Origin of the sequence: Enterobacter cloacae complex sp. P14RS (genome assembly GCF_014895895.1) — a bacterium.
GTDB classification, from domain to species: Bacteria; Pseudomonadota; Gammaproteobacteria; order Enterobacterales; family Enterobacteriaceae; genus Enterobacter; species Enterobacter bugandensis.
Genome location: NZ_JADBQM010000006.1, coordinates 388,876 through 411,384 on the forward strand (window position 1 = coordinate 388,876; position 22,509 = coordinate 411,384).

Annotated in this window: 20 protein-coding genes; 7 read left to right on the forward strand and 13 right to left on the reverse strand. The window is 56.4% G+C overall.

Annotated elements, in window-relative coordinates; genetic code table 11:
- Nucleotides 1-2 precede the first annotated feature (2 nt).
- On the reverse strand, nucleotides 3-287 hold the full coding sequence (gene rplY, locus IM295_RS05895) for a 50S ribosomal protein L25 (RefSeq protein WP_028013887.1): 285 nt from the start codon (nucleotides 285-287) through the stop codon (nucleotides 3-5).
- A gap of 125 nt (nucleotides 288-412) precedes the next feature.
- Nucleotides 413-2,173, reverse strand: a complete 1,761-nt coding sequence (locus IM295_RS05900; RefSeq protein WP_047363059.1) for a DEAD/DEAH box helicase — start codon at nucleotides 2,171-2,173, stop codon at nucleotides 413-415.
- Between the two features lie 152 nt (nucleotides 2,174-2,325).
- On the opposite strand from IM295_RS05900, the gene rsuA reads away from it, so the two are divergent.
- The 3 genes from rsuA to IM295_RS05915 all read left to right on the forward strand — a co-directional run bounded on the left by rsuA (nucleotide 2,326) and on the right by IM295_RS05915 (nucleotide 4,869).
- Nucleotides 2,326-3,033 (forward strand): 16S rRNA pseudouridine(516) synthase RsuA, encoded by a 708-nt coding sequence (gene rsuA / locus IM295_RS05905; RefSeq protein ID WP_028013885.1) that lies wholly within the window; start codon nucleotides 2,326-2,328, stop codon nucleotides 3,031-3,033.
- A 15-nt stretch (nucleotides 3,034-3,048) separates the two neighbouring features.
- Nucleotides 3,049-4,245 carry a Bcr/CflA family multidrug efflux MFS transporter gene (locus IM295_RS05910; protein ID WP_028013884.1) on the forward strand — a complete coding sequence of 399 codons (1,197 nt, stop codon included), beginning with the start codon at nucleotides 3,049-3,051 and terminating at the stop codon, nucleotides 4,243-4,245.
- A gap of 279 nt (nucleotides 4,246-4,524) precedes the next feature.
- Nucleotides 4,525-4,869, forward strand: coding sequence for a YejG family protein (locus IM295_RS05915; RefSeq protein ID WP_193066386.1), 345 nt, complete (start codon nucleotides 4,525-4,527; stop codon nucleotides 4,867-4,869).
- A 3-nt stretch (nucleotides 4,870-4,872) separates the two neighbouring features.
- On the opposite strand, the gene yejF is transcribed toward IM295_RS05915, so the two are convergent.
- The 9 genes from yejF to IM295_RS05960 form a co-directional block, all read right to left on the reverse strand.
- The gene (yejF, locus tag IM295_RS05920) at nucleotides 4,873-6,462 is read right to left on the reverse strand and encodes a microcin C ABC transporter ATP-binding protein YejF (protein ID WP_028013882.1); all 1,590 of its coding nucleotides are present in this window, start codon (nucleotides 6,460-6,462) and stop codon (nucleotides 4,873-4,875) included.
- Nucleotide 6,463: 1 nt separating this feature from the next.
- Nucleotides 6,464-7,489: an ABC transporter permease gene (locus IM295_RS05925; protein ID WP_193066387.1), complete on the reverse strand. Its 1,026-nt coding sequence runs from the start codon at nucleotides 7,487-7,489 to the stop codon at nucleotides 6,464-6,466.
- On the reverse strand, nucleotides 7,489-8,583 hold the full coding sequence (locus IM295_RS05930) for a microcin C ABC transporter permease YejB (RefSeq protein WP_028013880.1): 1,095 nt from the start codon (nucleotides 8,581-8,583) through the stop codon (nucleotides 7,489-7,491). Before IM295_RS05930 ends, IM295_RS05925 begins: the two co-directional genes overlap by 1 nt.
- A 9-nt stretch (nucleotides 8,584-8,592) precedes the next feature.
- A complete protein-coding gene (locus IM295_RS05935) occupies nucleotides 8,593-10,398 on the reverse strand; it encodes an extracellular solute-binding protein (RefSeq protein WP_193066388.1) in 1,806 nt (601 codons plus the stop codon).
- A 74-nt stretch (nucleotides 10,399-10,472) separates the two neighbouring features.
- Complete coding sequence (locus IM295_RS05940; RefSeq protein WP_047367968.1) at nucleotides 10,473-12,029, reverse strand: cyclic di-GMP phosphodiesterase; 1,557 nt, start codon at nucleotides 12,027-12,029, stop codon at nucleotides 10,473-10,475.
- Nucleotides 12,030-12,155: 126 nt separating this feature from the next.
- On the reverse strand, nucleotides 12,156-12,725 hold the full coding sequence (gene mepS, locus IM295_RS05945) for a bifunctional murein DD-endopeptidase/murein LD-carboxypeptidase (protein ID WP_028013877.1): 570 nt from the start codon (nucleotides 12,723-12,725) through the stop codon (nucleotides 12,156-12,158).
- Between the two features lie 415 nt (nucleotides 12,726-13,140).
- Entirely contained in the window at nucleotides 13,141-13,854 is a 714-nt protein-coding gene (locus tag IM295_RS05950; RefSeq protein ID WP_028013876.1) for a phosphatase PAP2 family protein, read from the reverse strand.
- Nucleotides 13,855-13,887: 33 nt separating this feature from the next.
- On the reverse strand, nucleotides 13,888-14,874 hold the full coding sequence (locus IM295_RS05955; protein WP_193052317.1) for a GTP-binding protein: 987 nt from the start codon (nucleotides 14,872-14,874) through the stop codon (nucleotides 13,888-13,890).
- 123 nt (nucleotides 14,875-14,997) lie between these two features.
- Nucleotides 14,998-16,464 (reverse strand): mannitol dehydrogenase family protein, encoded by a 1,467-nt coding sequence (locus IM295_RS05960; protein WP_045629871.1) that lies wholly within the window; start codon nucleotides 16,462-16,464, stop codon nucleotides 14,998-15,000.
- A 205-nt stretch (nucleotides 16,465-16,669) separates the two neighbouring features.
- On the opposite strand from IM295_RS05960, the gene uxuA reads away from it, so the two are divergent.
- Complete coding sequence (gene uxuA / locus IM295_RS05965; RefSeq protein WP_049000377.1) at nucleotides 16,670-17,860, forward strand: mannonate dehydratase; 1,191 nt, start codon at nucleotides 16,670-16,672, stop codon at nucleotides 17,858-17,860.
- Nucleotides 17,861-17,905: 45 nt separating this feature from the next.
- Here the strand turns inward: uxuA and yeiP are convergent, their stop codons facing one another.
- The gene (gene yeiP / locus IM295_RS05970; protein WP_008500940.1) at nucleotides 17,906-18,478 is read right to left on the reverse strand and encodes an elongation factor P-like protein YeiP; all 573 of its coding nucleotides are present in this window, start codon (nucleotides 18,476-18,478) and stop codon (nucleotides 17,906-17,908) included.
- A 162-nt stretch (nucleotides 18,479-18,640) separates the two neighbouring features.
- Here yeiP and IM295_RS05975 point away from each other — a divergent pair, with 162 nt between their 5' ends.
- On the forward strand, nucleotides 18,641-18,895 hold the full coding sequence (locus tag IM295_RS05975) for a YkgJ family cysteine cluster protein (protein ID WP_080328602.1): 255 nt from the start codon (nucleotides 18,641-18,643) through the stop codon (nucleotides 18,893-18,895).
- Here IM295_RS05975 and setB read toward each other — a convergent pair.
- Nucleotides 18,892-20,073 (reverse strand): sugar efflux transporter SetB, encoded by a 1,182-nt coding sequence (gene setB / locus IM295_RS05980; RefSeq protein WP_045259727.1) that lies wholly within the window; start codon nucleotides 20,071-20,073, stop codon nucleotides 18,892-18,894. The two genes, IM295_RS05975 and setB, sit on opposite strands and share 4 nt — an antisense overlap.
- Before the next feature lie 361 nt (nucleotides 20,074-20,434).
- On the opposite strand from setB, the gene fruB reads away from it, so the two are divergent.
- Both fruB and fruK read left to right on the forward strand, forming a co-directional pair.
- Entirely contained in the window at nucleotides 20,435-21,565 is a 1,131-nt protein-coding gene (gene fruB / locus IM295_RS05985; RefSeq protein ID WP_028013870.1) for a fused PTS fructose transporter subunit IIA/HPr protein, read from the forward strand.
- Entirely contained in the window at nucleotides 21,565-22,503 is a 939-nt protein-coding gene (gene fruK, locus IM295_RS05990) for a 1-phosphofructokinase (RefSeq protein ID WP_010433510.1), read from the forward strand. The genes fruB and fruK overlap by 1 nt, the downstream gene beginning before the upstream one ends.
- Nucleotides 22,504-22,509: the final 6 nt, after the last annotated feature.

A 22,509-nucleotide genomic window follows, 5' to 3' on the forward strand; every position in this document is an offset into this window, starting at 1 on the left:
GATTACGCGCGAACGAAGTCGATGTGAGTCAGTTTTGGCTTGAACGCGTGACGCTGAACAGCCTGAACCTTCACTTTTTCTTCTTTACCGCCAACAACGATGGTCAGAACTTCGCTGTAGAACTCAGCTTTGGTCTGCATGTTCCACACTTTGTCGTGATCCAGTTCGATAGCAACTGGAGCAGCTTCGCCACCGTAAACGATAGCCGGGAACTTGTTAGCGTTACGCAGGCGGCGGCTCGCACCCTTACCCTGCACGTTACGTACTTCTGCTTCGATAGTGAACATTGATTTCTCTCTGTATTTAAAACCCTACTACAGGCGACCCAGCAGCAGGTGAGTGTTCTGCCCCACGGATGTGAAGCGGGCGGCATTTTATACTCAAATGCCCCGCACATCAATGAAAAGTCCCGTTAACCGCGCAATTCATTTGCCCGACGGAAGCGACCTTCATAGTCAAAGACCTTCTCGCGAACCTGCCAGAACTGGCCTTTCTTACGGGCGACCACGAAGTCGGGGTGGCGCAGCAGCGCCTGCTGATGCACGATATCCGCCACGGTTATCCAGCGCAGCGGCACGCCAGGCGTGCGGGTATGCGGCCGGATAAACAGCTGCTCAAATGCCGTACGCTGGGCAGGCGTCTGAACCCTGAACCGTTCGCTGACGTCAGCGCCATCCTCATCGTAATAGGTGATTTTCAGCCATTCGCCTTTTTCATCCGCGCCGGGCTGCAGCGCCATGCCGGAGCAGCGCAGCACCAGCGCATCTTTCAGCTTCAGCGCCGCTTTCAGCATGTCGTCCGGGTCCACCAGCACCGTGTCGCACTCGCGGCAACGGCGGGCGGCGATGTCATTTTCGGCGTTGCACTGCGGGCAGTTTTTGAAGCGGAAGCGGAAATCGCACTGCTCGCGATGTCCCTCATCATCCTCAAACCAGCCCTGACAGCGGCGGCCAAAGTGTTCAATCAGCGTGCCGTCGGCGGTGGTTTTTCCCCAGAAGGTGTTGGCAAAGCCGCAGGCCGGGCAAAACACCTGTACCGGCACGTTGTCGCTTTTGCCTTTTGGCGCGCCCACTTCCGGGGAGTAAAGATCGTGCGGGTTGCCGGCGTAATCCAGTATCAGGCAGTCGGTTTTGCCCGGCGCCAGGCGCAGGCCACGGCCGACAATCTGCTGATACAGGCTGACGGATTCCGTCGGGCGCAGAATCGCAATCAGATCGACGTGCGGGGCGTCAAACCCGGTGGTTAATACGGAGACATTCACCAGGTAGCGGAACTGCTGGGCTTTGAAAGCCTCAATCAGCCTGTCGCGCTCCGGGCCGGGCGTTTCGCCTGTGATCAGCGCTGCGTCGTCAGCGGGTAGCAGTCCCGTGATTTCGCGCGCGTGTTCGACGGTGGCAGCAAAAATCATCACCCCTTTACGCGTTTGCGCGAACTCTTCAATCTGGCTGATGATATGCGGCGTGATCCGCTTCTGTTTTTTCAGCTCATGGTTAAGATCCGCCTCGCTGAATAGCCCGTTGCTCTGCGCCTGTAAGCGGCTGAAATCGTACTGCACGACCGGCATATCCAGCCGCTCGGGCGGCGTCAGGTAGCCGTGCTTAATCATGTAGCGCAGCGGAAGTTCATAGATACAGTCGCTGAACAGCGCTTTCTCGTCGCCGCGCACCATGCCGTGATAATGAAAGCGGTAGATCCAGCCTTTGCCCAGACGAAACGGGGTTGCCGTCAGGCCGAGCAGGCGTAAGTGAGGGTTCACCTCTTTAAGGTGAGTGAGGATTTGCTGATACTGGCTGTCGTCGTCATCGCTGATGCGGTGACATTCGTCGACAATCAGCAGCGAAAACTCGCTGCGGAACAGATCCAGGTTGCGGGCCACCGACTGTACGCTGCCGAAAACCACTTTGCCGTGGCTCTCTTTGCGCTTCAGCCCGGCGGCGAAAATGTCGGCTTCCAGCCCCAGCGCACAATATTTGGCATGGTTTTGCGCCACCAGCTCTTTGACGTGGGCCAATACCAGCACGCGACCGCGCGCCAGGCGCGCCAGTTCGGCAATCACCAGGCTCTTACCTGCACCGGTCGGGAGGACAATGGCCGCCGGTTCCCGGTGTTTACGGAACCAGGCGAGCGTCGCGTCAACGGCTTCCTGCTGATAGGGACGAAGTGTAAAAGTCATGGGGTCTCGGTTTCGTTAATCCGCATATAGTATGCCACGAAACTTTTTCCCTTGAGTGGCGCAACCAGACCATTATACTGAACCGTTCCTGACTGCTTCTTTTTTCGGACGCACGGTCCGACATCCAGCACCATTAAGGCTAAAAAGATTTCATGCGACTTGATAAGTTTATCGCTCAGCAACTCGGCGTAAGCCGCGCTATTGCCGGGCGCGAAATTCGCGCCAACCGCGTTACCGTGGATGGCGACATTGTGCGAGACAGCGCGTTCAAACTGCAGCCTGACCATCAGGTTGAGTACGACGGCAATCCGCTGACCCAGCAGCACGGTCCCCGCTATTTCATGCTCAATAAGCCGGAAGGCTATGTCTGCTCAACGGACGATCCGGATCACCCGACGGTGCTCTATTTCCTCGACGAGCCGGTGGCGCACAAGCTGCATGCCGCAGGCCGCCTCGACATCGACACCACCGGTCTGGTGCTGATGACCGACGACGGTCAGTGGTCGCATCGCATCACTTCCCCGCGCCACCACTGTGAGAAAACCTATCTGGTCACGCTGGAGTCACCGGTTGCGGATGACACGGCAGAGCAATTCGCGAAAGGCGTTCAGCTGCATAATGAAAAGGATCTGACCAAACCCGCCGTGCTTGAGGTCATCACCCCGACGGAGGTCCGTTTGACCATCAGCGAAGGACGCTACCATCAGGTGAAACGCATGTTTGCCGCCGTGGGTAACCACGTTGTGGGCCTGCACCGTGAACGCATCGGTGCGATTGCGCTCGATCCCGACCTGGCGCCCGGTGAATATCGTCCGCTGACGGAAGAAGAGATTGCCAGCGTCGGTCTGCCTTCGCACTAATTTCAGGAGAACCCTGTGACCACCAGGCCACACTCGTCGTTCAAAATTGTCTTCATTCTTGGCCTGCTGGCGATGCTGATGCCGCTGTCTATCGACATGTATCTGCCTGCGCTGCCGGTGATTTCCGCCCAGTTTGGCGTACCGGCAGGCAGCGCGCAGATGACGCTCAGCACCTATATTCTCGGTTTCGCGCTCGGACAGCTGCTGTATGGCCCAATGGCCGACAGCCTGGGGCGTAAGCCGGTTATTCTTGGCGGGACGCTGGTCTTTGCGGCCGCAGCGGTCGCCTGTGCGCTGGCGCAGAGTATCGATCAGCTGATTATCATGCGCTTCCTGCACGGGCTGGCCGCCGCTGCCGCGAGCGTGGTGATCAACGCCCTGATGCGTGATATCTACCCGAAAGAAGAGTTCTCCCGCATGATGTCGTTCGTCATGCTGGTGACGACGATTGCGCCGCTGGTGGCACCGATGGCCGGTGGTGCGGTGCTGGTGTGGTTTAGCTGGCACGCGATTTTCTGGATCCTGGCGCTGGCCGCGCTGCTGGCCTCGGCGATGATTTTCTTCTTTATTGATGAAACGCTGCCCGTCGAGCGCCGCCAGAAATTTCATATTCGAACCACGATAGGCAACTTTGCCTCGCTGTTTCGCCACAAGCGGGTGCTGAGCTACATGCTGGCGAGCGGGTTCAGCTTCGCCGGAATGTTCTCCTTCCTGAGCGCCGGGCCGTTTGTCTATATCGAACTGAACCACGTTTCGCCGCAGCATTTTGGCTATTATTTTGCGCTCAATATCGTCTTCCTGTTTGTCCTGACCATCATTAACAGCCGCTTTGTCCGGCGGGTGGGCGCGCTGAACATGTTCCGCGCCGGGCTGTGGATCCAGTTTGTGATGGCGGTCTGGCTGGTGGTGAGCGCGTTTCTGGACGTGGGCTTCTGGGCGCTGGTGATCGGCGTGGCGGCCTTTGTCGGCTGCGTGTCGATGATCTCGTCCAATGCGATGGCGGTGATCCTCGACGAATTCCCGCACATGGCGGGAACCGCATCGTCACTGGCGGGAACCTTCCGCTTCGGGATTGGTGCCATCGTCGGGGCGTTACTCTCTATGGCGACCTTTACTACGGCCTGGCCTATGCTGTGGGCGATGGCTTTTTGCGCAACCAGCTCTGCGCTTTTCTGTCTTTACGCCAGCCGGCCGCGAAAAGCGGCGCACTAACGCGCAGATAAGGCCCGAAAGGGCCTTTTTTGTTGACGCATATCAACCAAACTCGCGTTCGTTTATTCCGTGTTTGTTTATTTTATGTAAAATCTATTTATGTAAAAAGTCACATCATTGTATTCAAAAAGGTTGAGTTAGATCGCAGAAACGGGTACATATAGCGCCGACGCGAGCCTCGATACCGATAAAAAAGCGCTGAATAGTGCAGGTTGGCGATGATGTGTTACTATAAATGTAAATAAATTGTGAAGTAAATTTTGCTTCCGGGGAACGAACGTGAATACATTACAACTCTCCATTGTCCATCGCTTGCCCCAGAGCTATCGCTGGTCGGCGGGTTTTGCAGGTTCGAAAGTTGAACCGATTCCGCAAAGCGTCGCGGGCTGTGAGAATTGCCTGGTGGCGCTCAAGCTGCTGAGCCCGAGCGACGAAAATGCGTGGCGGGTGATGGAGCGTCTCAGCCAGGCCCTGGCGGATATCGAAGTGGACAGCTCCGTACTGGAGTGCGAAGGGGAGCCGTGCCTGTTCGTCAAAAGCCAGGACGAATTCGCCGCGACCTGCCGCCTGAAAAACTTTGGTGTTGCGATTGCTGAACCTTTCTCCGGCCAGTATCCGTTTTAAGCGCTAGTCTGCCGCGAGCAGCTGGCGCGTGTAGCTCTGCGTTGGCGCAGTAAATACGCGCTGGCAATCACCCTGTTCGACCACCTCACCCTGTCGTAGCACAATCACCTGATGGCATAGCGCCCGAACCACCTGTAGATCATGGCTGATAAAGATATAGGCCAGCCGGTGCTTTTCCTGTAGCCCTTTGAGTAGCGCCAGGATCTGCGCCTGTACGGTTCTGTCCAGAGACGAGGTCGGTTCATCCAGAATAATCAGCTCCGGTTTCAGGATCAGCGCGCGGGCGATGGCGATACGCTGGCGCTGTCCGCCGGAAAATTCCGCAGGGTAGCGGTGGCGAGTGTCGGGATCTAAGCCCACTTCCGCCATCACCCGCATGACCTCCTGTTCCCGCTGTTGCGCACTCAGGCCAGGCTGGTGAACGCGCAGGCCCTCTTCGATAATCTGCAACACGCTGAGGCGCGGGTTAAGCGAGGAGTTGGGATCCTGAAATACCACCTGCATGCGGGGCCGCACGGGCAGCATCTGGCGGCGGTTCCAGCGGTGCAGCGGCATATCGTCAAACAGGATCTCGCCCTGAGAGGCAATTAAGCGCAGCAGCGCCAGACCGGTAGTGCTTTTCCCCGAACCGGATTCGCCCACCAGCCCCAGGGATTCACCCGGTCGCAGCGAGAAGCGGATATTTTTCAGCACCGGGTTCTGATCAACGATGCGCCGCAGAACGCCTTTGCGGATCGGGAACGAGACGGATAAATCATCGACGCGCAGCAGCGGTGTGCTGTCTGCCGTGAGAGGCACCGGGTCGCCGGAAGGTTCGCTGTCGAGCAGGCGCTGCGTATAGGGATGCTGCGGCGCGTTCAGCAGCGTGGACGCGGTATTCTGTTCAACGCAGCGCCCGTTTTGCATGACCGCGACGCTGTCGGCCAGCTTTTTCACGATGCTCAGGTTGTGCGTGATAAACAGCAGGCTCATGTCCAGCTCGTCACGCAGCTCCCTCAAGAGCGTCAGAATTTGCGCCTGCACCGTGACGTCCAGCGCCGTCGTCGGCTCATCGGCAATCAACAGTTCGGGGCGCGTGAGCAGGGCCATGGCAATCATTACCCGCTGGCGTTCGCCGCCGGAGAGCTGATGCGGAAAATCATTCAGCCGTTTGGCCGCGTTGCGTATGCCTGTACGTTCCAGACAATCCAGAATTTCGCCCCGCGCGGCCTCTTTGCGCATCCCCCGATGAAGTGACAGCACTTCATAGAGCTGTTTTTCCAGCGTATGCAGTGGGTTGAGCGACACCATCGGCTCCTGGAAGATCATGGCGATCTTATTGCCGCGAATACCGCGCAGGGTATGTTCATCAGCGTGCAGCAGCGAACTGCCGTGGAACAGAATATCCCCTTGCGGATAGCTCACGGGCGGGGAGGGCAGCAGACGCAGGATGGAGAGCGCCGAGACGCTCTTGCCCGAACCGGATTCACCCACCAGCGCCAGCGTTTCACCGCGCTGGATCTGCAGCGACAGGTCGGTGACCACGGTACGGGTCTCGCCCTGCTTCGAGAAGGCAATCGACAGGCGATCAATACTGAGAAGAGGCTGCGTCATCTTATACCGCCTTGTTGGGATCGAAGGCATCGCGCACGGCTTCGCCAATAAAAATCAGCAGCGAAAGCAGCACGGCCACGGAAAGAAAGGCGGTGATGCCCAGCCACGGCGCCTGCAGGTTGTTCTTGCCCTGCAGCAGCAGTTCGCCGAGCGACGGCGACCCCAGCGGCAGGCCGAAGCCCAGAAAGTCCAGCGAGGTGAGGGTGGTGATGGAGCTGCACAGAATAAAGGGCAGGAAGGTGAGGGTCGCCACCACCGCATTGGGAAGCATATGGCGGAAGATGATTGCGCGATCGCTCACGCCTAACGCCTGCGCGGCGCGAATATAGTCGAAATTACGGGTGCGCAGAAACTCTGCCCGCACCACGCCCACCAGAGCCATCCAGCCAAACAGAACTGTGATGCCCAGCAGCCACCAGAAGCCCGGCTGTACCACGCTGGAAAGCAGAATGATCAGAAACAGCGTTGGCATACCGGACCAGACTTCGATGATACGCTGCCCCCACAGGTCAATTTTTCCGCCGTAGTAGCCCTGAACGGCGCCGGCCACTACGCCCATTACGCTGGAGAAGACGGTCAGCATCAGTCCAAAGAGAATAGAAATCCGCGTACCGTAGAGGATGCGCGCCAGCACGTCGCCGCCGTTGGCGTCTGTTCCCAGCCAGTTTTGCGCAGACGGCGGAGAAGGGAAGGGGGTTGTGGTCGCGAAGTTAATGCTGTTGGCGCCAAAGCGCACCGGTGCCCAGAGGGCCCAGCCGTGCTGTTCGATCTGCTGGCGCAGCCACGGATCCTGGTACTCCGCCGGGGTGGCAAACGGGCCGCCGAAGTCGCTTTCACTGTAGTTAGCCAGTACCGGCATGTACCAGCGGTCGTTAAAGTGCACCAGCAACGGTTTGTCGTTGGCGATCAGCTCCGAACACATGCTCAGGACAAACAGGACAGCAAAAATCCACAGCGACCAGTAGCCGCGGCGGTTATGGCGAAAACGGGCCCAGCGGGCCTGGTTAACGGGGCTTAAACGCGGCATCAGCGGCCCTCAAAATCAATTCGGGGATCGACCAGCGTATAGCTGATATCGCTGATGATATTCAGCAGCAGGCCAATCAGGGTGAAAATATAGAGCGTGCCAAACATTACCGGATAATCGCGCGATACGGTGGCTTCGTAGCCCAGCAGGCCGAGACCGTTGAGCGAGAACATCACCTCAATCAGCAGCGAGCCGGTAAAAAACATGCTGATGAACGTGGCTGGAAATCCGGCAATCACCAGCAGCATGGCGTTGCGGAAAACGTGTTTCCACATAATCTGCTTCTCGCTGACCCCTTTGGCGCGGGCGGTCACGACATACTGCTTGCGGATTTCATCGAGAAAGGCGTTTTTGGTTAACATGGTCAGGGCGGCAAACCCGCCGATCACCGTCGCCAGCACCGGCAGCGTGATATGCCAGAGATAGTCGGTGATTTTCTGGTACCACGGCAGCGTGCTGAAATCGGCGGAGACCAGCCCCCGCAGGGGGAAGATGTCGAAATAGCTGCCTCCGGCAAAGAAGACAATCAGCAGAACGGCAAACAGAAACGCCGGAATAGCATAGCCGATGATGATGAAGGTGCTGCTCCAGATATCGAAGCGGCTGCCGTTATGCACCGCTTTTCGGATCCCGAGCGGTATAGAGACCAGATAGATAATCAACGTCCCCCACAGCCCCAGCGTGACCGAAACCGGCAGGCTTTGCTTGATCAACGTTAATACGGACGCACTGCGGAACAGGCTATCGCCAAAATCAAAGCGGATATAATCCCAGAGCATCTTGAAATAGCGCTCGTGTATCGGCTTATCAAAGCCGTAGCGATGGGTGATCTCGGCGATCACTTCAGGATCCAGCCCGCGCCCGCCGCGGTAGTGGCTTTCACTGATATTCCCCACGCCGGTTCGCGCATGGCTGGCGCCCATGCCTTCTCCGCCGCCGCCGGGCATGCCGCCGCTGTTGCCAAACTCAATGGCGGCAATGGCCTGGTCGACCGGCCCGCCCGGGGCAATTTGCACGATAAAAAAGTTAATGGTGATAATGGCCCACAGCGTGGGAATGACCAGCAGAAGACGGCGTATTAAATAGGCACCCATGATAATTCCTTATCGCCGCTCGGCGGGCAGTCTGGCGGCTTTATTCACGTCATACCACCAGGTGTCAAAGCCCAGAGAATAGACAGGGCGCACGGCAGGCACGGAGAACTTGTCCCAGCGCGCAAGGCGGTCTTCGCCCATAAACCACATGGGCAGCATGTAGTAGTTCCAGGTTAACACCCTGTCGAGGGCGCGACCAAGCGGCAAGAGCTTATCTTTATCGCCCTGCGCCGCCACAATTTTTGCAATCAGGGCATCAATCGCCGGGCTTTTTACGCCTGGCGCATTGTACGAGGAGTCGATGTAGCTGGAGGCCCAGGAGATTTGCAGATCCGAGCTGGGCCACGGCTGTGCGGGCCACAGGCGTTGCATCATGTCGTAATCGCGGCTGCGCATGCGGTTGGTGATCTGCGCGTTATCGACCTGGCGAATGTTCATGGTGATCCCCAGCCGCGCAAGGTTGTGCTTAAACGGCAGCACCCACTGATCGTTGCCGCCGGAGGAGAGCAGCAGTTCAAAGCTTAAAGGCTTGCCGGTTTTCGCATTGACGCGTTTCTGGTTCTTCAGCTGCCAGCCTGCCTCATCCAGCAGCTTGCTGGCCTTCAGCAGGTTGTCGCGGTCGTAGCCGTCACCCTTTGAAGCGGGCGGCTGAAACACCGTGGTAAACACCTCCGGCGGCACTTCCGCTTTCAGCGGCGCCAGCAGGAGCAGTTCGTCGGCTTTAGGGTAGTCGCGCGCGGCATATTCGGTGTTCTGGAAATAGCTGTTCGCGCGGCTGTAAGCCCCGTAAAACAGGGCTTTGTTCATCCATTCAAAATCGAAGGCCAGGGAAATGGCTTCCCGAACGCGGCGGTCGGTAAATACCGGGCGCTGAATATTAAACGCCAGCCAGCGCGTGTCCTGGGCGGATTCGTTTTTGTGCTCGTCTTTGACGATGTAGCCTTTCGTGAAGTTTTTGCCGATATAGCGGGTCGCCCAGTTTTTGGCGCTGTTCTCCACGCGTAAATCGAAGGCACCGGCCTTGAACGCTTCAAACGCCACGTTATCGTCGAGGTAGTAGTCATAGCGAAGGGTGTCGAAATTCCAGCGCCCGCGGTTTACCGGCAGGTTAGCCGCCCAGTAATCTTTCACGCGGGAATAGACCACGTACTGCCCCATGCGCCAGTCGGTAATGCGGTAAGGGCCACCGGCCAGCGGCGGCGTGGAGAGCGGGTCGCTTAACTTATGGTTTTTCCAGAACGATTCAGGCATCACCGGCAACGAGAACAGGCTAAGCATATTCTCTTTGTTCGGTTCGCTCAGCTCAATGCGTACGGTGAGGGGCGCAATGGCGCGCACCGTTGCGCCTTTATACACAATGCGGAACTGGGGAACGCCTTCGGTCATAAATTTATGAAACGTAAAAGCGACGTCGCTGGCCTTGACCGGCGTGCCGTCGTGAAAGCGGGCCCGGGGGTTTAGGGTAATTTCGGCCCAGGCGAAGTTATCCGCATAGCGCACGTTATCGGCAATCAGCGGGTAATAGCTGCCGGGTTCATCATCCGACGTGACAAAAAGCGTGTCATAGAGCGATTCCGTTCGCGCCGCGGCCACGCCGCGCAGGGCGAAGCGGTTAAAGTTGTCGAACGTTCCCGTAGCCGAGAGCGTGACCTTTCCACCCTTAGGGGCGGCAGGATTGACGTAATCGAAGTGCGTAAAATTGACCGCGTATTTGGGCTCGCCAATCACGGCGAACGCGATGTTCTCTTTGATGGTTTGCGCCTGGCTGGACAGGCTCACGACTGCCAACCAAAGCAACATAAAGCGCATAAACATCTCGCGGCGGCTCCCTCTTTTACAGACCGGCTCAGTTAAGCTGAATAATAAGTGACGCCACGGGCAATGTGAAATTATTCCCCGTCAGGCGACACCGTATTTTGCCACGTGCGGAACTGCTCCAGCGGCATCGGGCGGCTAATCCAGTAACCCTGCAAGTAATTAACCCCATGCTCGCGCAGCCAGGCCGCCTGTTCCGGTGTTTCCACCCCTTCCGCAACGGTCGACATATTCAGTCGTCTTGCCAGCGTCAGTACGGCATCCAGCACCGGGGAGGTCACGGTTTCTGTGCCAATGGCGTTGACAAAACCACGGTCGATTTTCAGGTAGTCCATGGTGAAATGTTCAAGATAAATCAGCGCGCTGTGGCCGGTGCCGAAATCGTCGATGGCAATTTCAAACCCTTCGTTATGAAGCCATTCGAAGAGGCTGTTAGCTTCCCGATGGTTCAGCATGTCGCGCTCGGTAATTTCCAGTACGATCTGGAAGTAATCAGGCGGCAGCAGGGCTTTGAAGGTGCGCATATCGTCTTTGAAGCTTTCCGCATGCAGATGCCCCGGCGCGATATTAATGCCCACTTTGGCACCCGGCGGCAGCACGGTCTGTAGCACTGGCGCATCGTGAATAATCAGGTCAAAAAGATGCAGCGTGAGCGGAACAATCAGCTTCTGCGCTTCGGCAAAATTGATAAAGGCGTCCGGCGGGATCTCACCCATGGTCGGGTGCTTCCAGCGCATCAGCACTTCAAGCCCGGTCATCCTGAGCGATTTGGCGTCGACAACGGGCTGATAAACCACATAAAACTGGCCGCGCTTGATGGCGCTCAGAATCTCTTTGCCCGGATTGAGACGCGTCGTGAGGATGTAGAAGTTAAGCGACCCTGCCGCAATCCCGCACACCAGCCCGAAGAACAGGGCGTAAAGTATCTCATCGGTCGTCCACTCCTCGGCGTACAGGTTGATGGTCAGAGGAACGTCTTTGAGCGTCGCGGTGCGCGCCGGCGTTTCATGTAAATCCTTCGCTTTGACGAGGGCGCTTGAGGCAGTGGATAACGCATTGTCGCCGATGACGATCGCGATGCCCGCAAACTCGTCCTGGCGCGCGGTGTAAAGCAGGTACGGCGTCAGGTTAAGATTCACCGAGGTGAATACGCCGCCGTCCTTCACAAGCGGATTACGATACCAGATGGCAATCGCGGGCTTATTGGGCAGCATGGGCGTGCCGGGGAGCAGTGCGATATCAACCTGCTTGTTGATGTGCAGCTCGGGTATCAGCTCCTCCATCGGGGCATTCATTGGCCCTGTGGCTGACGAGCAGAACGCCATTTTGTCTCTGACCAGCAGGAAGGCGCGTACGTTGAGGCTGAAGGCCGCGCGCGAGGTCAGCTCCGCGTTAACGTCCTGGCAATTATTGAGCGTCAGCGGCTGGAGCACGTCGATGGAGGCTTTCAGCTCGTCAAAATAGCTCTCCATGTAGATGCGCACATCCATAATCAACGTATCGAATCGGATTTCCCGCTTGTGGTAGCTCCAGAAAAATTGCAATGAACCCAGGAGCAGGGCGGCGATCAGGCCGGTAATGATACTGAGGAACAGTATCTTTCGATGACTGGAGAAGTAGCGGGTGAGCATAAACGTCGTGGTTCCTGAATTGCCGCTGATTGTATTCATTGTAACGGGCAAAAAAAAACACCGCCGAAGCAGTGCTTTTTTTATTGTATCGCCAGCCAAGGGATAACCGACGATACAATTATCATATTAACTGCGGGTCAGTACGCGGCGCGCTTCGTTGTAGCGCTTCTTCCAGTACGGTTCATTCATGCTGGAAATGGTCACACCGCTGCTGGTGGAGGCATGTACAAACTGGTCATTACCAATGTAGATGCCCACATGTCGACCGGTAGAACCTGCACGGAACAGCACTAAATCGCCGGTGCGCAGTTTGGTACGTGAAATCGACTTGCCCATCTCCTGCTGTTCGTAGGTCGAACGCGGAAGATCTAACCCAAATTGCTCGCGGAAGGTACGCTGTACAAAGCCGGAACAATCAATGCCTTTTTTAGTGCTGCCGCCAAGACGGTAACGCACGCCTTTCCAGTCAGCATACTGGTCCATAATGCGGGACTTCACGTCCAGATTACGTACCATATTTTCAAATTCATCCTGAGAGGCTTGCAGTGAAGAGGAATCTTCCATTCCCACAACACGCGTCTCAGGATGCATATTCTTTGCGGTGTTCGATGTACTACATGCAGATAACAGTACCGCGACTGCTATCGCCGGGATCCCCCGTAAGATATATCTCAGAAACGGTTGAGATTTGACCATTTTGTTTATTTTCCCTTGAAGTCCTTAACGACAAATATCGTTATAAAAATGCCAAACGTGACGAGACTAATTATCTGTTCACATTGAGACAATTGTTTCTGGTGACATTTGTGGTGCAGCGCACAAAATTATTCACCATCGAAATAATTATCTCCATGGGGCAAAACGAGTTCGAGATTAACCGATTGCCAGGGCTATTGCGAGTAAAAAGAGCCTTTTTTTTATAAGAAATTGTGATACAGAAAGTAAAAATTTGTCATTGCACAAAATAGCGGCAGATCCGCCGCGTAATCGTGCAATTGATTCATTTTTATCACGAATGTGATGACAAGAATATGACAGCGCAGAAAGATCGCGGGAAGGGCGTTATCAGGGATCGTGATGATCCCCGATAGTTTACGTTAAAAAACGGTAATTATTTGTTCAATTTTTGTTGCTTTCTACGCGGAAGATAGCGATCGAAAAGGGTAATTAGGCGATCGCTCAAAGGCGTCATCAGAACCCACGGCAGACCAATCAGCACCGCGGAAAGGGAACCCACGACAATATCCGTCAGCCAGTGCGCGCCAATCATCACGCGCGGGAAGGCAAATATCACCACAATAAGCAGGGCGATTGCGAACGCCTTCTTACCGAAATAGCGCAGCATGAACCCAGAAAAAATAAGCAGCATCATGCCGTGATCGCCCGGGAAACTGTCCTTCGAGGCATCTTTTGTTGGAATATGCAGCAGTTCACTCACGCGATAAATATTCGGGAAAGAGAGCGAAGGACTAGCACGTTTTACCGGCATAAGATGTTGCGCCAGCTGATTAATGATCACCGCAGCCAGAAGCATCACCAGTCCGATAATCAGGATGCGGCGACGCCCCGTGTCATCCTCTTTAAGCCAGAAAGAGAGCATCAGGCAGCCCATGGCCAGCAGGGAAAAGCCGTCGAAGGCGCGATTATTGGTAATTGCCACCAGCCACAGAAAGGCGTCACTCTTCACCAGCCCCTGGTTGAAGAAATGAAACAGGGATGAATCCAGCGGGAACCAGAAACCGTGATTCACCGGGATATACCAGGAGAAAAAGAGCGCCAGACCGGCGACATTAAGCAGTAGTATCTGGGGAATTCGAGTCGTCATAACGTTCTGCATTGAGTGAAAACTGGGGCAACGTTAGCCGCCCGAACTTAAACGAAGCTTCAACAGGCTGGACTGCAGGGCATTCCAGTCGGCGTTAACCGCACTAATTAACTCTATTCGGCTGTCAGGTGGCGCGACGTTTTGCGTTTCGATAAAGAAATCGTCGCCCTGGCGGTTGATCCGCACCAATCCGTCTGGCGTGCGCATGATCCCTTTCACGCGGTCGACCGGCGCAAGTCTGGCCCACTCCAGGATCCCGATGGTGTCGAAAACGGTGTCGGCATCGAAAATCCATCCGCAGGCCTGATACCCCTGACCGCTGTTAAGGTTACGACGCCAGCGCTGGTGTTCCGGCAGGCTAAGCGCGGCCAGACCCTGCTTTGCAGAATGGTGATGCGCATGCTCTGCGCTGGCCGGGAGTTGCGCCAGGTTCTGGCGGGGAAGATCCAGCAGGGCGCTATCAATATTCCCCTGCGTGGCCTGCACCCGCGTCCGATTGCCGCCGAAATGCTGCCACCACGCGTCCAGCGCGGCCCGGCTTTCCGCCGTAGCGCGATCTTCTTTATTGGCGACAATAACGTCTGCTGCGGCGAGCTGATCGCGAAAGTTCTCATTGGCCACCGTTTTTTCATCCAGAAGCTGACGCGGATCGAGCAGGCACAGCGTGGCGCGAAGATCGATCCACGGCTCGTAAACCGGGGCGGTCAGTAAATCGAGGATCTGCTTCGGGTGGCCCAGACCGGTAGGTTCAATCAGCAGGCGGTCCGGTTTGCCCTGACGCAGCAGCGTATTGAGGCCTACCTGCATCGGTAAGCCGTTTACGCAGCACATGCATCCGCCGGGGATCTCTTTAATCATTGCGCCGCTGGATGACAGCAACGCGCCATCAATGCCCACTTCGCCGAATTCATTGACCAGCACGGCCCATTTCTCGGCGGGGTCTTTATTCGCCAGCAGATGAAGAATAGAGGTGGTTTTACCGCTGCCGAGAAAACCGGTGATGAGGTTGGTTTTGGTCACGTGCGCTCCGCAAGAGAATTGTGATGCTATAACACTATGCTCTTATCCTGGCGAAAAACGGGCGCAATGAGAAGGGGGAGGGCGAACGGAGGCAATGTCCGTTCGCATTAAGCGCAATAATCGCTAAAGATTTAACGTTTCAATAACAGCCTGGCGTGCGCCACGGCGGGTGATGCGCTGGTAGGCCTGGCTAACAGCCTCAGCGAAAACGCTATTTTGCGCGAGATCGTGACCGAAGACCTCGCTCAGCCCCAGCAGCGCATTGACGCGGTCGGCGTCGCTGCTGGCCTCGACAATCGTGCGGATTTTATCGCTGAGGGGATCGCGAACGTCAATCGCGTTGCCGCGTTCGTCGAACCCGCTGACGTAGCGTATCCAGCCAGCGACGCCCAGCGCCAGCAGCGGCCATTCTGTTTTACGCTCAAGGTGGACGCGGATGCCATCCAGCATTCGCTGCGGCAGCTTCTGGCTACCGTCCATCGCGATTTGCCAGGTACGGTGCTGCAGCGCCGGGTTAGCAAAGCGATCAATCAGGCTGTCGGCATAGGCAGTCAGGTCGACATCCTTTATACGCAGCGTAGGCGCCTGTTCATCCAGCATTAGCCGCCGGGCGGCTTCGCGGAAGGTGGCGTCCTCCATGCATTCATTAATATGCGCGTACCCGGCGAGATACCCCAGATACGCCAGGAAAGAGTGGCTGCCGTTAAGCATGCGTAATTTCATCTGCTCCCACGGCAGAACGTCCTGCACCATCTGAACGCCCGCCACTTCCCACTCCGGACGCCCGGCGACAAAATTATCTTCCACTACCCACTGAATAAACGGCTCGCAGCTTATGGCGCACGGATCGTCAACGCCGAGCGCGTCGGCGATCTCCGCAAGCGAGGCCTCCGTCGCGGCGGGAACAATTCTGTCGACCATCGTTCCTGGAAAGCTTACGTGGCCCTCGATCCACTCCGCCAATGCCGGGGAGCGCTTTTGCGCCATGCCAAGCACCGCATTTTTCACTACGTGTCCGTTGTCCGGAATGTTGTCGCAGGAAAGCACGGTAAACGCAGGCAAGCCGCGCTCACGGCGGCGATTAAGGGCTTCGACCAGGATCCCCGGCGCGGAATGCGGCTCAGCGGGATTTTCCAGATCGTGGACGATCCGGGCGTTTTGTAAATCCAGCTTACCGGTCGCGGGATCGATGCAGTAGCCTTTCTCCGTAATGGTGAGCGACACAATCGCCACCTGCGGCTCGCAAAACTTCTCTATTATCGCGGGCAGAGAGTCCAGCTTTGCATTCAGGCATTCATGCACGGCCCCGACAATAATCGGCTGATTTCCTTCAGCACCTTTCTCCAGCACGGTAAACAGGTGATCCTGCGCGCGCAGCTGGCTCATCAGCACGTCGCCGCTGAACAGGCTAATCTCACAAATTCCCCAGTCGCCGCCTTTTTCATTCAGCACCCGGTTTGTTAACAATGCCTGATGCGCGCGGTGAAACGCACCGAAGCCGAAATGGACGATGCGAGAGCGCAGTTGATGACGATCGTAGCGCGGTTGTTGAACCTGGGCTGGAAGGGCGGTTGAGGCAATTGTCTTCATGAAATACACACCTGATTAACCATTAATTAACAATGTCAGTCTAAAGTTATATGACAGCAAATAAAATTGGTAAGCCGTAAATATCCCCGTTCTGTGAGTTTGATCAATCAATGTGTGGCGGCGTGTTGACCCTTTACGGCAAACATGTATGGTAGTCGTCATTGCAGTAACCCATATTGGTATAACAACTTGAGAGGATGAGGCAATGGAACAAACCTGGCGTTGGTACGGGCCGAACGATCCGGTTTCTCTTGATGATGTGCGTCAGGCTGGCGCAACGGGTGTCGTCACGGCGCTGCATCACATTCCTAACGGCCAGGTATGGCCGGTTGAGGAGATTCAACAGCGTCAGGCGCTGCTGGCGGAGAAGGGGTTAACCTGGTCTGTGGTAGAAAGCATTCCGGTTCACGAAGATATCAAAACCCATTCCGGGGAATACCGGACCTGGATTGCAAACTATCAGCAGAGCATTCGCAACCTGGCAGCCTGCGGCATTGATACGGTCTGCTATAACTTCATGCCGATTCTGGACTGGACGCGTACCGACCTGGAATATCAGATGCCGGACGGCTCGAAAGCGCTGCGTTTTGACCAGATTGCCTTTGCGGCGTTTGAGCTGCACATTCTGAAACGCCCGGGCGCCGAAGCAGATTACACCGCTGAAGAGCAGCAGCAGGCCCTTGAATGGTTCAATGCCGCCAGTGAAGCGGACGTTGAGAAGCTGACCCGCAATATCATTGCTGGCCTGCCGGGTGCGGAAGAGGGGTACACGCTGGATCAGTTCCGCGCGCGTCTGGCGGAATACGGCAATATTGATAAGCAGCAGCTGCGTGAAAACATGGCGTATTTCCTGCGCGCTATCGTTCCGGTTGCGGAAGAAGCCGGCGTGCGTCTGGCGGTACACCCGGACGATCCGCCGCGTCCTATCCTCGGCCTGCCGCGTATCGTGTCTACGATTGAAGATATGCAATGGCTGAAAGAGACGGTCGACAGCATCCACAACGGCTTTACCATGTGTACCGGGTCCTACGGCGTGCGCGCTGATAACGACCTGGTACGGATGATAGAAACCTTTGGCGATCGCATTCACTTTACGCATCTGCGTGCGACCTGCCGGGAGGAGAATCCAAAGACCTTCCATGAGGCCGCGCACCTTGGCGGTGATGTGAATATGGTGGCGGTGGTCGACGCTATTCTGGCTGAAGAGGCGCGTCGCAAGCAGGCGGGCGATGTGCGTCCTATTCCGTTCCGTCCGGATCACGGACACCAGATGCTGGACGATCTGCGTAAGAAAACCAACCCGGGCTATTCGGCGATTGGCCGCCTGAAGGGGATGGCGGAAGTGCGAGGGGTCGAGCTGGCGCTGAAGATGACGAAGTATCCGGAGCTTTTGTAACCGGAATTGTCGGGTGGCGAAGCCGCCACCCGACAAATGCCATAATCAGTCAGCACGACCCATATAGCGTTTTTCTTCAATATGGATGCGGATCTTCTCGCCAGCGGAGAGATATTCCGGCACCTGAACAACCAGACCGGTGGTCAGGGTCGCTGGTTTGTTGCGCGCACTTGCTGACGCGCCTTTAATGCCCGGCGCGGTTTCAACGATTTCCAGATCCACGGTCTGCGGTAGTTCAAGCGCCAGCAGCACGCCGTCCCAGGTCAGTACCTGCATGTCTGGCATACCGCCTTCAGGAATGAACAGCAGCTCTTCTTCGATCTGATCTTTGGTGAAGATGTACGGGGTGTAATCTTCTTTATCCATGAACACGTATTCGTTGCCGTCGATGTAGGAGAAATCAACGTAGCGGCGGGTCAGGGTCACGGTATCAACGATATCGTCACCTTTAAAACGTTCTTCCACCTTCAGGCCGGTACGCACATCGGCGAAACGCATTTTGTACAGCGTCGCTGCACCACGGGCGCTTGGTGCCTGAATGTCGATGTCTTTCACAATCAGCAATTTGCCGTTGTAATTCAGTACCATACCTTTCTTAATTTCGTTCGCTCTTGGCATTGCAGTAATCCTGTCTACGGGAGGTAAAAAATATCGCGCCAAATTACTCGCGCGCGGCCTTTCAGGCAAGTGGAATTCGTGGCTTTTGCTATCAATACGCAAAAGGTGTTACTGTGCGCCCGATGCCCGACTGTACGGGTGTTCGCCACCGAGAGAGCATGTATGGATTGTCGTCCAGATTGCGGCGCGTGCTGTACCGCTCCGTCCATTTCAAGCCCCATTCCAGGCATGCCTGAAGGCAAGCCCGCCAATACCCGCTGCGTTCAGCTCTCTGAATCCAACCTGTGTATGATCTTTGAGTCTCCCCTGCGCCCGAAGGTCTGTTCCGGGCTTCAGCCATCAGCTGAAATGTGCGGCAGCACGCGCGCGCAGGCAATTACTTGGCTGCTGGAGCTTGAAGCGCTCACCGCGCCTTAAACGTCTTTGATCCTCGCCAGACAGCCAATCGTCAGCGTACACATCACCAGCGCAATCCAGAATACCGTGTGGTAGTTCCAGATCTCGGCAACGATACCGGCCATCGAGCCCGCGATGATCCAGCCCACGCGGGTGGTATTAGTATAAAGGGTGGTGGCGGCACCTGCCTGCCCCGGCATCAGATCCTGGAAGTAGAGCATGCCAATCCCCGCCAGGATGCCGATATACACGGCGTTCAGCAGTTGTAAAGCAAGAAGCAGGGCGGGCGTATGGACCGTCAGCATGCCAACGTAGAACAGCAGCCCGGCGACGGCGGCGATGCGCATCAAAAAACGTTTCCCGAAACGCTTCGCGTAATAGCCTGCGATCAGCATGGTCGGGATCTCCAGGCCCGCGGCGGTGCCCATCATGATGCCTGCCAGCTTCTCCGGCAGGTGTAGCTCATCAATAATAAACAGCGGCATGTTAATGATATACAGGCTGTTGGTGCCCCACATCAGCGTGCAGATAACAAACAGGAGCAGGGCATCGCGGCGGTTACGACGCGGCGCTTCCAGCACGCCCGTTGCCACTTTGGGCTCTTTGCGCATTGACGGCAGAAAAAACCATACCATTGCGCCGCACGCCACAAACGCGACCGCCGCGCTCAGGTACATCACCGTAAAGCCAAACCCCATCGCCAGCGCGTAGGCCAGCGGCGGGCCAATTACCCATGCCAGCGACACCTGAGCGCGCAATATCGAGCTGAACATCACCGCTTCCCGCCCGGTATGGTCGGCATGTTCGCGGGCAAGGGCAAACAGCTGCGGGTTGGCGGTTGAGCCAAAGCTGCTCAGAAAAACGCCGATGAACAGCAGAATGAAATAGTTACGGTTCCAGGCAAACAGGACGCAGGCCAGCACCCCCAGCAGACAGCAGAAAACGATCAGGCTTTTACGATCGCCTTTGCGGTCGGAACGACCGGCAAGAAACTGGCTGACGAGAATGCCGATGATGGCGCTTCCGGTAAAAAAGAAGCCAACCATCGCCGGACGGGCGTGAACTTCGTTGGTCAGGAACAGGCTCAGCGTCGGGGTTTGCAACGCACCGGCGATGCCCGTGAAGAAGGCAACAATAAGGAACGCCGTTGACGTCAAATCAAAGGGCTTCGGCGCGGTGGCCGCAGGGGTGTTATGCATGTTTTATAATTAGCGAGTAACAGAGAGGGGCGGAGTTTACGCCGTCAGTTAAAAAATAAACAGTGGGTGAAGTCAATTACCCCACGAAAAATCAAAATGGCATTTCAACTTACTCCCCACCTGGCTGAACTTAGCTGAAACTGGTTTGCTGAAGTTCAGCAAAATTTAGCTAAACGCAGAAGAAATGTGCAGTATCTCTAAATTCTGATATCGGAAATACGACATTTCTTGCAAGCCATTGCAGAAAGCGCAAGACTTTTTGAAACGTTTCAGCGCTATCTTGTTTTAACAAACGGAGCAGGCTAGCGCATTTTTTCTCATGTAAGCTGAAACGATTCACTTTCAGCAGGAGAGGAGAACCATGTTCCAGTTATCTGTTCAGGATATTCACCCGGGCGCTCAGGCCGGGGATAAAGAAGAGGCTATTCGTCAGGTTGCCGCTGCCCTTGTGCAGGCGGGTAACGTCGCGGACGGCTACGTAAACGGTATGCTGGCGCGCGAGCAGCAGACCTCCACCTTCCTCGGCAATGGCATTGCCATTCCGCACGGCACAACCGACACCCGCGACCAGGTATTGAAAACCGGCGTTAAGGTCTATCAGTTCCCGCAGGGTGTGCTCTGGGGCGACGGCCAGGTGGCTTATGTTGCTATCGGTATCGCAGCGAGCAGCGACGAACACTTAGGCCTGCTGCGTCAGCTGACGCATGTCCTGAGCGATGACTCCGTGGCGGAACAGCTGAAGTCTGCAACAACCGCTGAAGAGCTGCGGGCGTTGCTGATGGGCGAAAAACAGAGTGAAGCGCTGAAGCTGGATAACGACACGCTGACGCTGGATGTTGTGGCCTCCGACCTGGTCACGCTGCAGGCGCTGAACGCGGGTCGCCTGAAAGAAGCGGGTGCCGCTGATGCCACCTTTGTGACGCGCGTGATTAACGATAAACCGCTGAATCTCGGCCAGGGCATCTGGCTGAACGACAGCGCTGAAGGCAACCTGCGCAGCGCAATTGCAGTGAGCCGCGCCGCCACCGCGTTCGACGTTGAGGGCGAGACAGCAGCCATGCTGGTGACCGTGGCGATGAACGATGAGCAGCCGGTTTCGGTGCTGAAGCGTCTGGGCGATCTGCTGCTGAACAATAAAGCTGAAAAACTGCTGAACGCCGATGCGGCGACCGTGCTGGCGCTGCTGACCAGCGACGACGCGCTAACGGACGACGTGCTGAACGCCGAGTTCGTGGTGCGTAACGAACACGGCCTGCATGCCCGTCCGGGCACCATGCTGGTCAACACCATTAAACAATTTGAAAGCGAGATTACCGTGACCAACCTGGATGGTTCGGGCAAACCGGCCAACGGCCGCAGCCTGATGAAAGTCGTCGCGCTGGGCGTGAAGAAAGGCCATCGCCTGCGCTTCACCGCGCAGGGCGCAGATGCTGAACAGGCGCTGAAAGCAATTGGCGACGCCATCGCGGCAGGTCTGGGGGAGGGCGCATAATGAGCAGACGTGTTGCGACTATTACGCTGAACCCGGCTTATGATCTGGTGGGGTTTTGCCCGGAAATTGAGCGCGGCGAAGTTAATCTCGTGCGTACCACTGGCCTGCATGCTGCGGGCAAAGGGATTAACGTCGCGAAGGTGCTCAAGGATCTCGGTATCGACGTCACCGTAGGCGGATTCCTCGGTAAAGATAACCAGGATGGCTTCCAGCAGCTGTTCAGCGAGCTGGGCATTGCCAACCGTTTCCAGGTTGTGCAGGGCCGTACCCGCATCAACGTTAAGCTGACGGAAAAAGACGGCGAAGTGACCGATCTTAACTTCTCCGGTTTCGAAGTGACGCCAGCTGACTGGGAGCGCTTTGTGACCGACTCCCTGACCTGGCTGGGCCAGTTCGACATGGTGTGCGTCAGCGGCAGCCTGCCGTCCGGCGTCAGCCCGGAAGCGTTTACCGACTGGATGACGCGTCTGCGCAGCCAGTGCCCGTGCATTATCTTCGACAGCAGCCGCGATGCGCTGGTGGCGGGTCTGAAAGCCTCTCCGTGGCTGGTGAAGCCAAACCGCCGCGAGCTGGAGATCTGGGCAGGACGCAAGCTGCCGGAATTAAAAGATGTAATTGAGGCCGCCCATGCGCTGCGCGAGCAGGGTATTGCTCACGTGGTGATCTCGCTGGGTGCAGAAGGGGCGTTGTGGGTTAACGCTTCAGGTGAATGGATTGCCAAACCGCCGTCAATGGAAGTGGTGAGCACCGTTGGCGCAGGGGATTCTATGGTTGGCGGCCTGATTTACGGCCTGCTGATGCGTGAATCCAGTGAACATACGTTACGTCTTGCCACCGCCGTTGCAGCCCTGGCCGTGAGCCAGAGCAATGTCGGTATTACCGATCGTACCCAGTTAGCCGCGATGATGGCGCGCGTTGACTTAAAACCTTTTAACTAACAGCAG

Bases quoted from the DNA above. Each gene is read 5' to 3' on its own strand.
- IM295_RS05940 (WP_047367968.1), bottom strand. From the start codon at position 12,029: ATGCTCACCCGCTACTTCTCCAGTCATCGAAAGATACTGTTCCTCAGT.
- IM295_RS05950 (WP_028013876.1), bottom strand. From the start codon at position 13,854: ATGACGACTCGAATTCCCCAGATACTACTGCTTAATGTCGCCGGTCTG.
- rsuA (WP_028013885.1), top strand. From the start codon at position 2,326: ATGCGACTTGATAAGTTTATCGCTCAGCAACTCGGCGTAAGCCGCGCT.
- setB (WP_045259727.1), bottom strand. From the start codon at position 20,073: ATGCATAACACCCCTGCGGCCACCGCGCCGAAGCCCTTTGATTTGACG.
- IM295_RS05935 (WP_193066388.1), bottom strand. From the start codon at position 10,398: ATGTTTATGCGCTTTATGTTGCTTTGGTTGGCAGTCGTGAGCCTGTCC.
- fruB (WP_028013870.1), top strand. From the start codon at position 20,435: ATGTTCCAGTTATCTGTTCAGGATATTCACCCGGGCGCTCAGGCCGGG.
- rplY (WP_028013887.1), bottom strand. From the start codon at position 287: ATGTTCACTATCGAAGCAGAAGTACGTAACGTGCAGGGTAAGGGTGCG.
- mepS (WP_028013877.1), bottom strand. From the start codon at position 12,725: ATGGTCAAATCTCAACCGTTTCTGAGATATATCTTACGGGGGATCCCG.
- IM295_RS05960 (WP_045629871.1), bottom strand. From the start codon at position 16,464: ATGAAGACAATTGCCTCAACCGCCCTTCCAGCCCAGGTTCAACAACCG.
- yeiP (WP_008500940.1), bottom strand. From the start codon at position 18,478: ATGCCAAGAGCGAACGAAATTAAGAAAGGTATGGTACTGAATTACAAC.
- IM295_RS05900 (WP_047363059.1), bottom strand. From the start codon at position 2,173: ATGACTTTTACACTTCGTCCCTATCAGCAGGAAGCCGTTGACGCGACG.
- IM295_RS05925 (WP_193066387.1), bottom strand. From the start codon at position 7,489: ATGCCGCGTTTAAGCCCCGTTAACCAGGCCCGCTGGGCCCGTTTTCGC.
- IM295_RS05930 (WP_028013880.1), bottom strand. From the start codon at position 8,583: ATGGGTGCCTATTTAATACGCCGTCTTCTGCTGGTCATTCCCACGCTG.
- uxuA (WP_049000377.1), top strand. From the start codon at position 16,670: ATGGAACAAACCTGGCGTTGGTACGGGCCGAACGATCCGGTTTCTCTT.
- yejF (WP_028013882.1), bottom strand. From the start codon at position 6,462: ATGACGCAGCCTCTTCTCAGTATTGATCGCCTGTCGATTGCCTTCTCG.
- fruK (WP_010433510.1), top strand. From the start codon at position 21,565: ATGAGCAGACGTGTTGCGACTATTACGCTGAACCCGGCTTATGATCTG.
- IM295_RS05975 (WP_080328602.1), top strand. From the start codon at position 18,641: ATGGATTGTCGTCCAGATTGCGGCGCGTGCTGTACCGCTCCGTCCATT.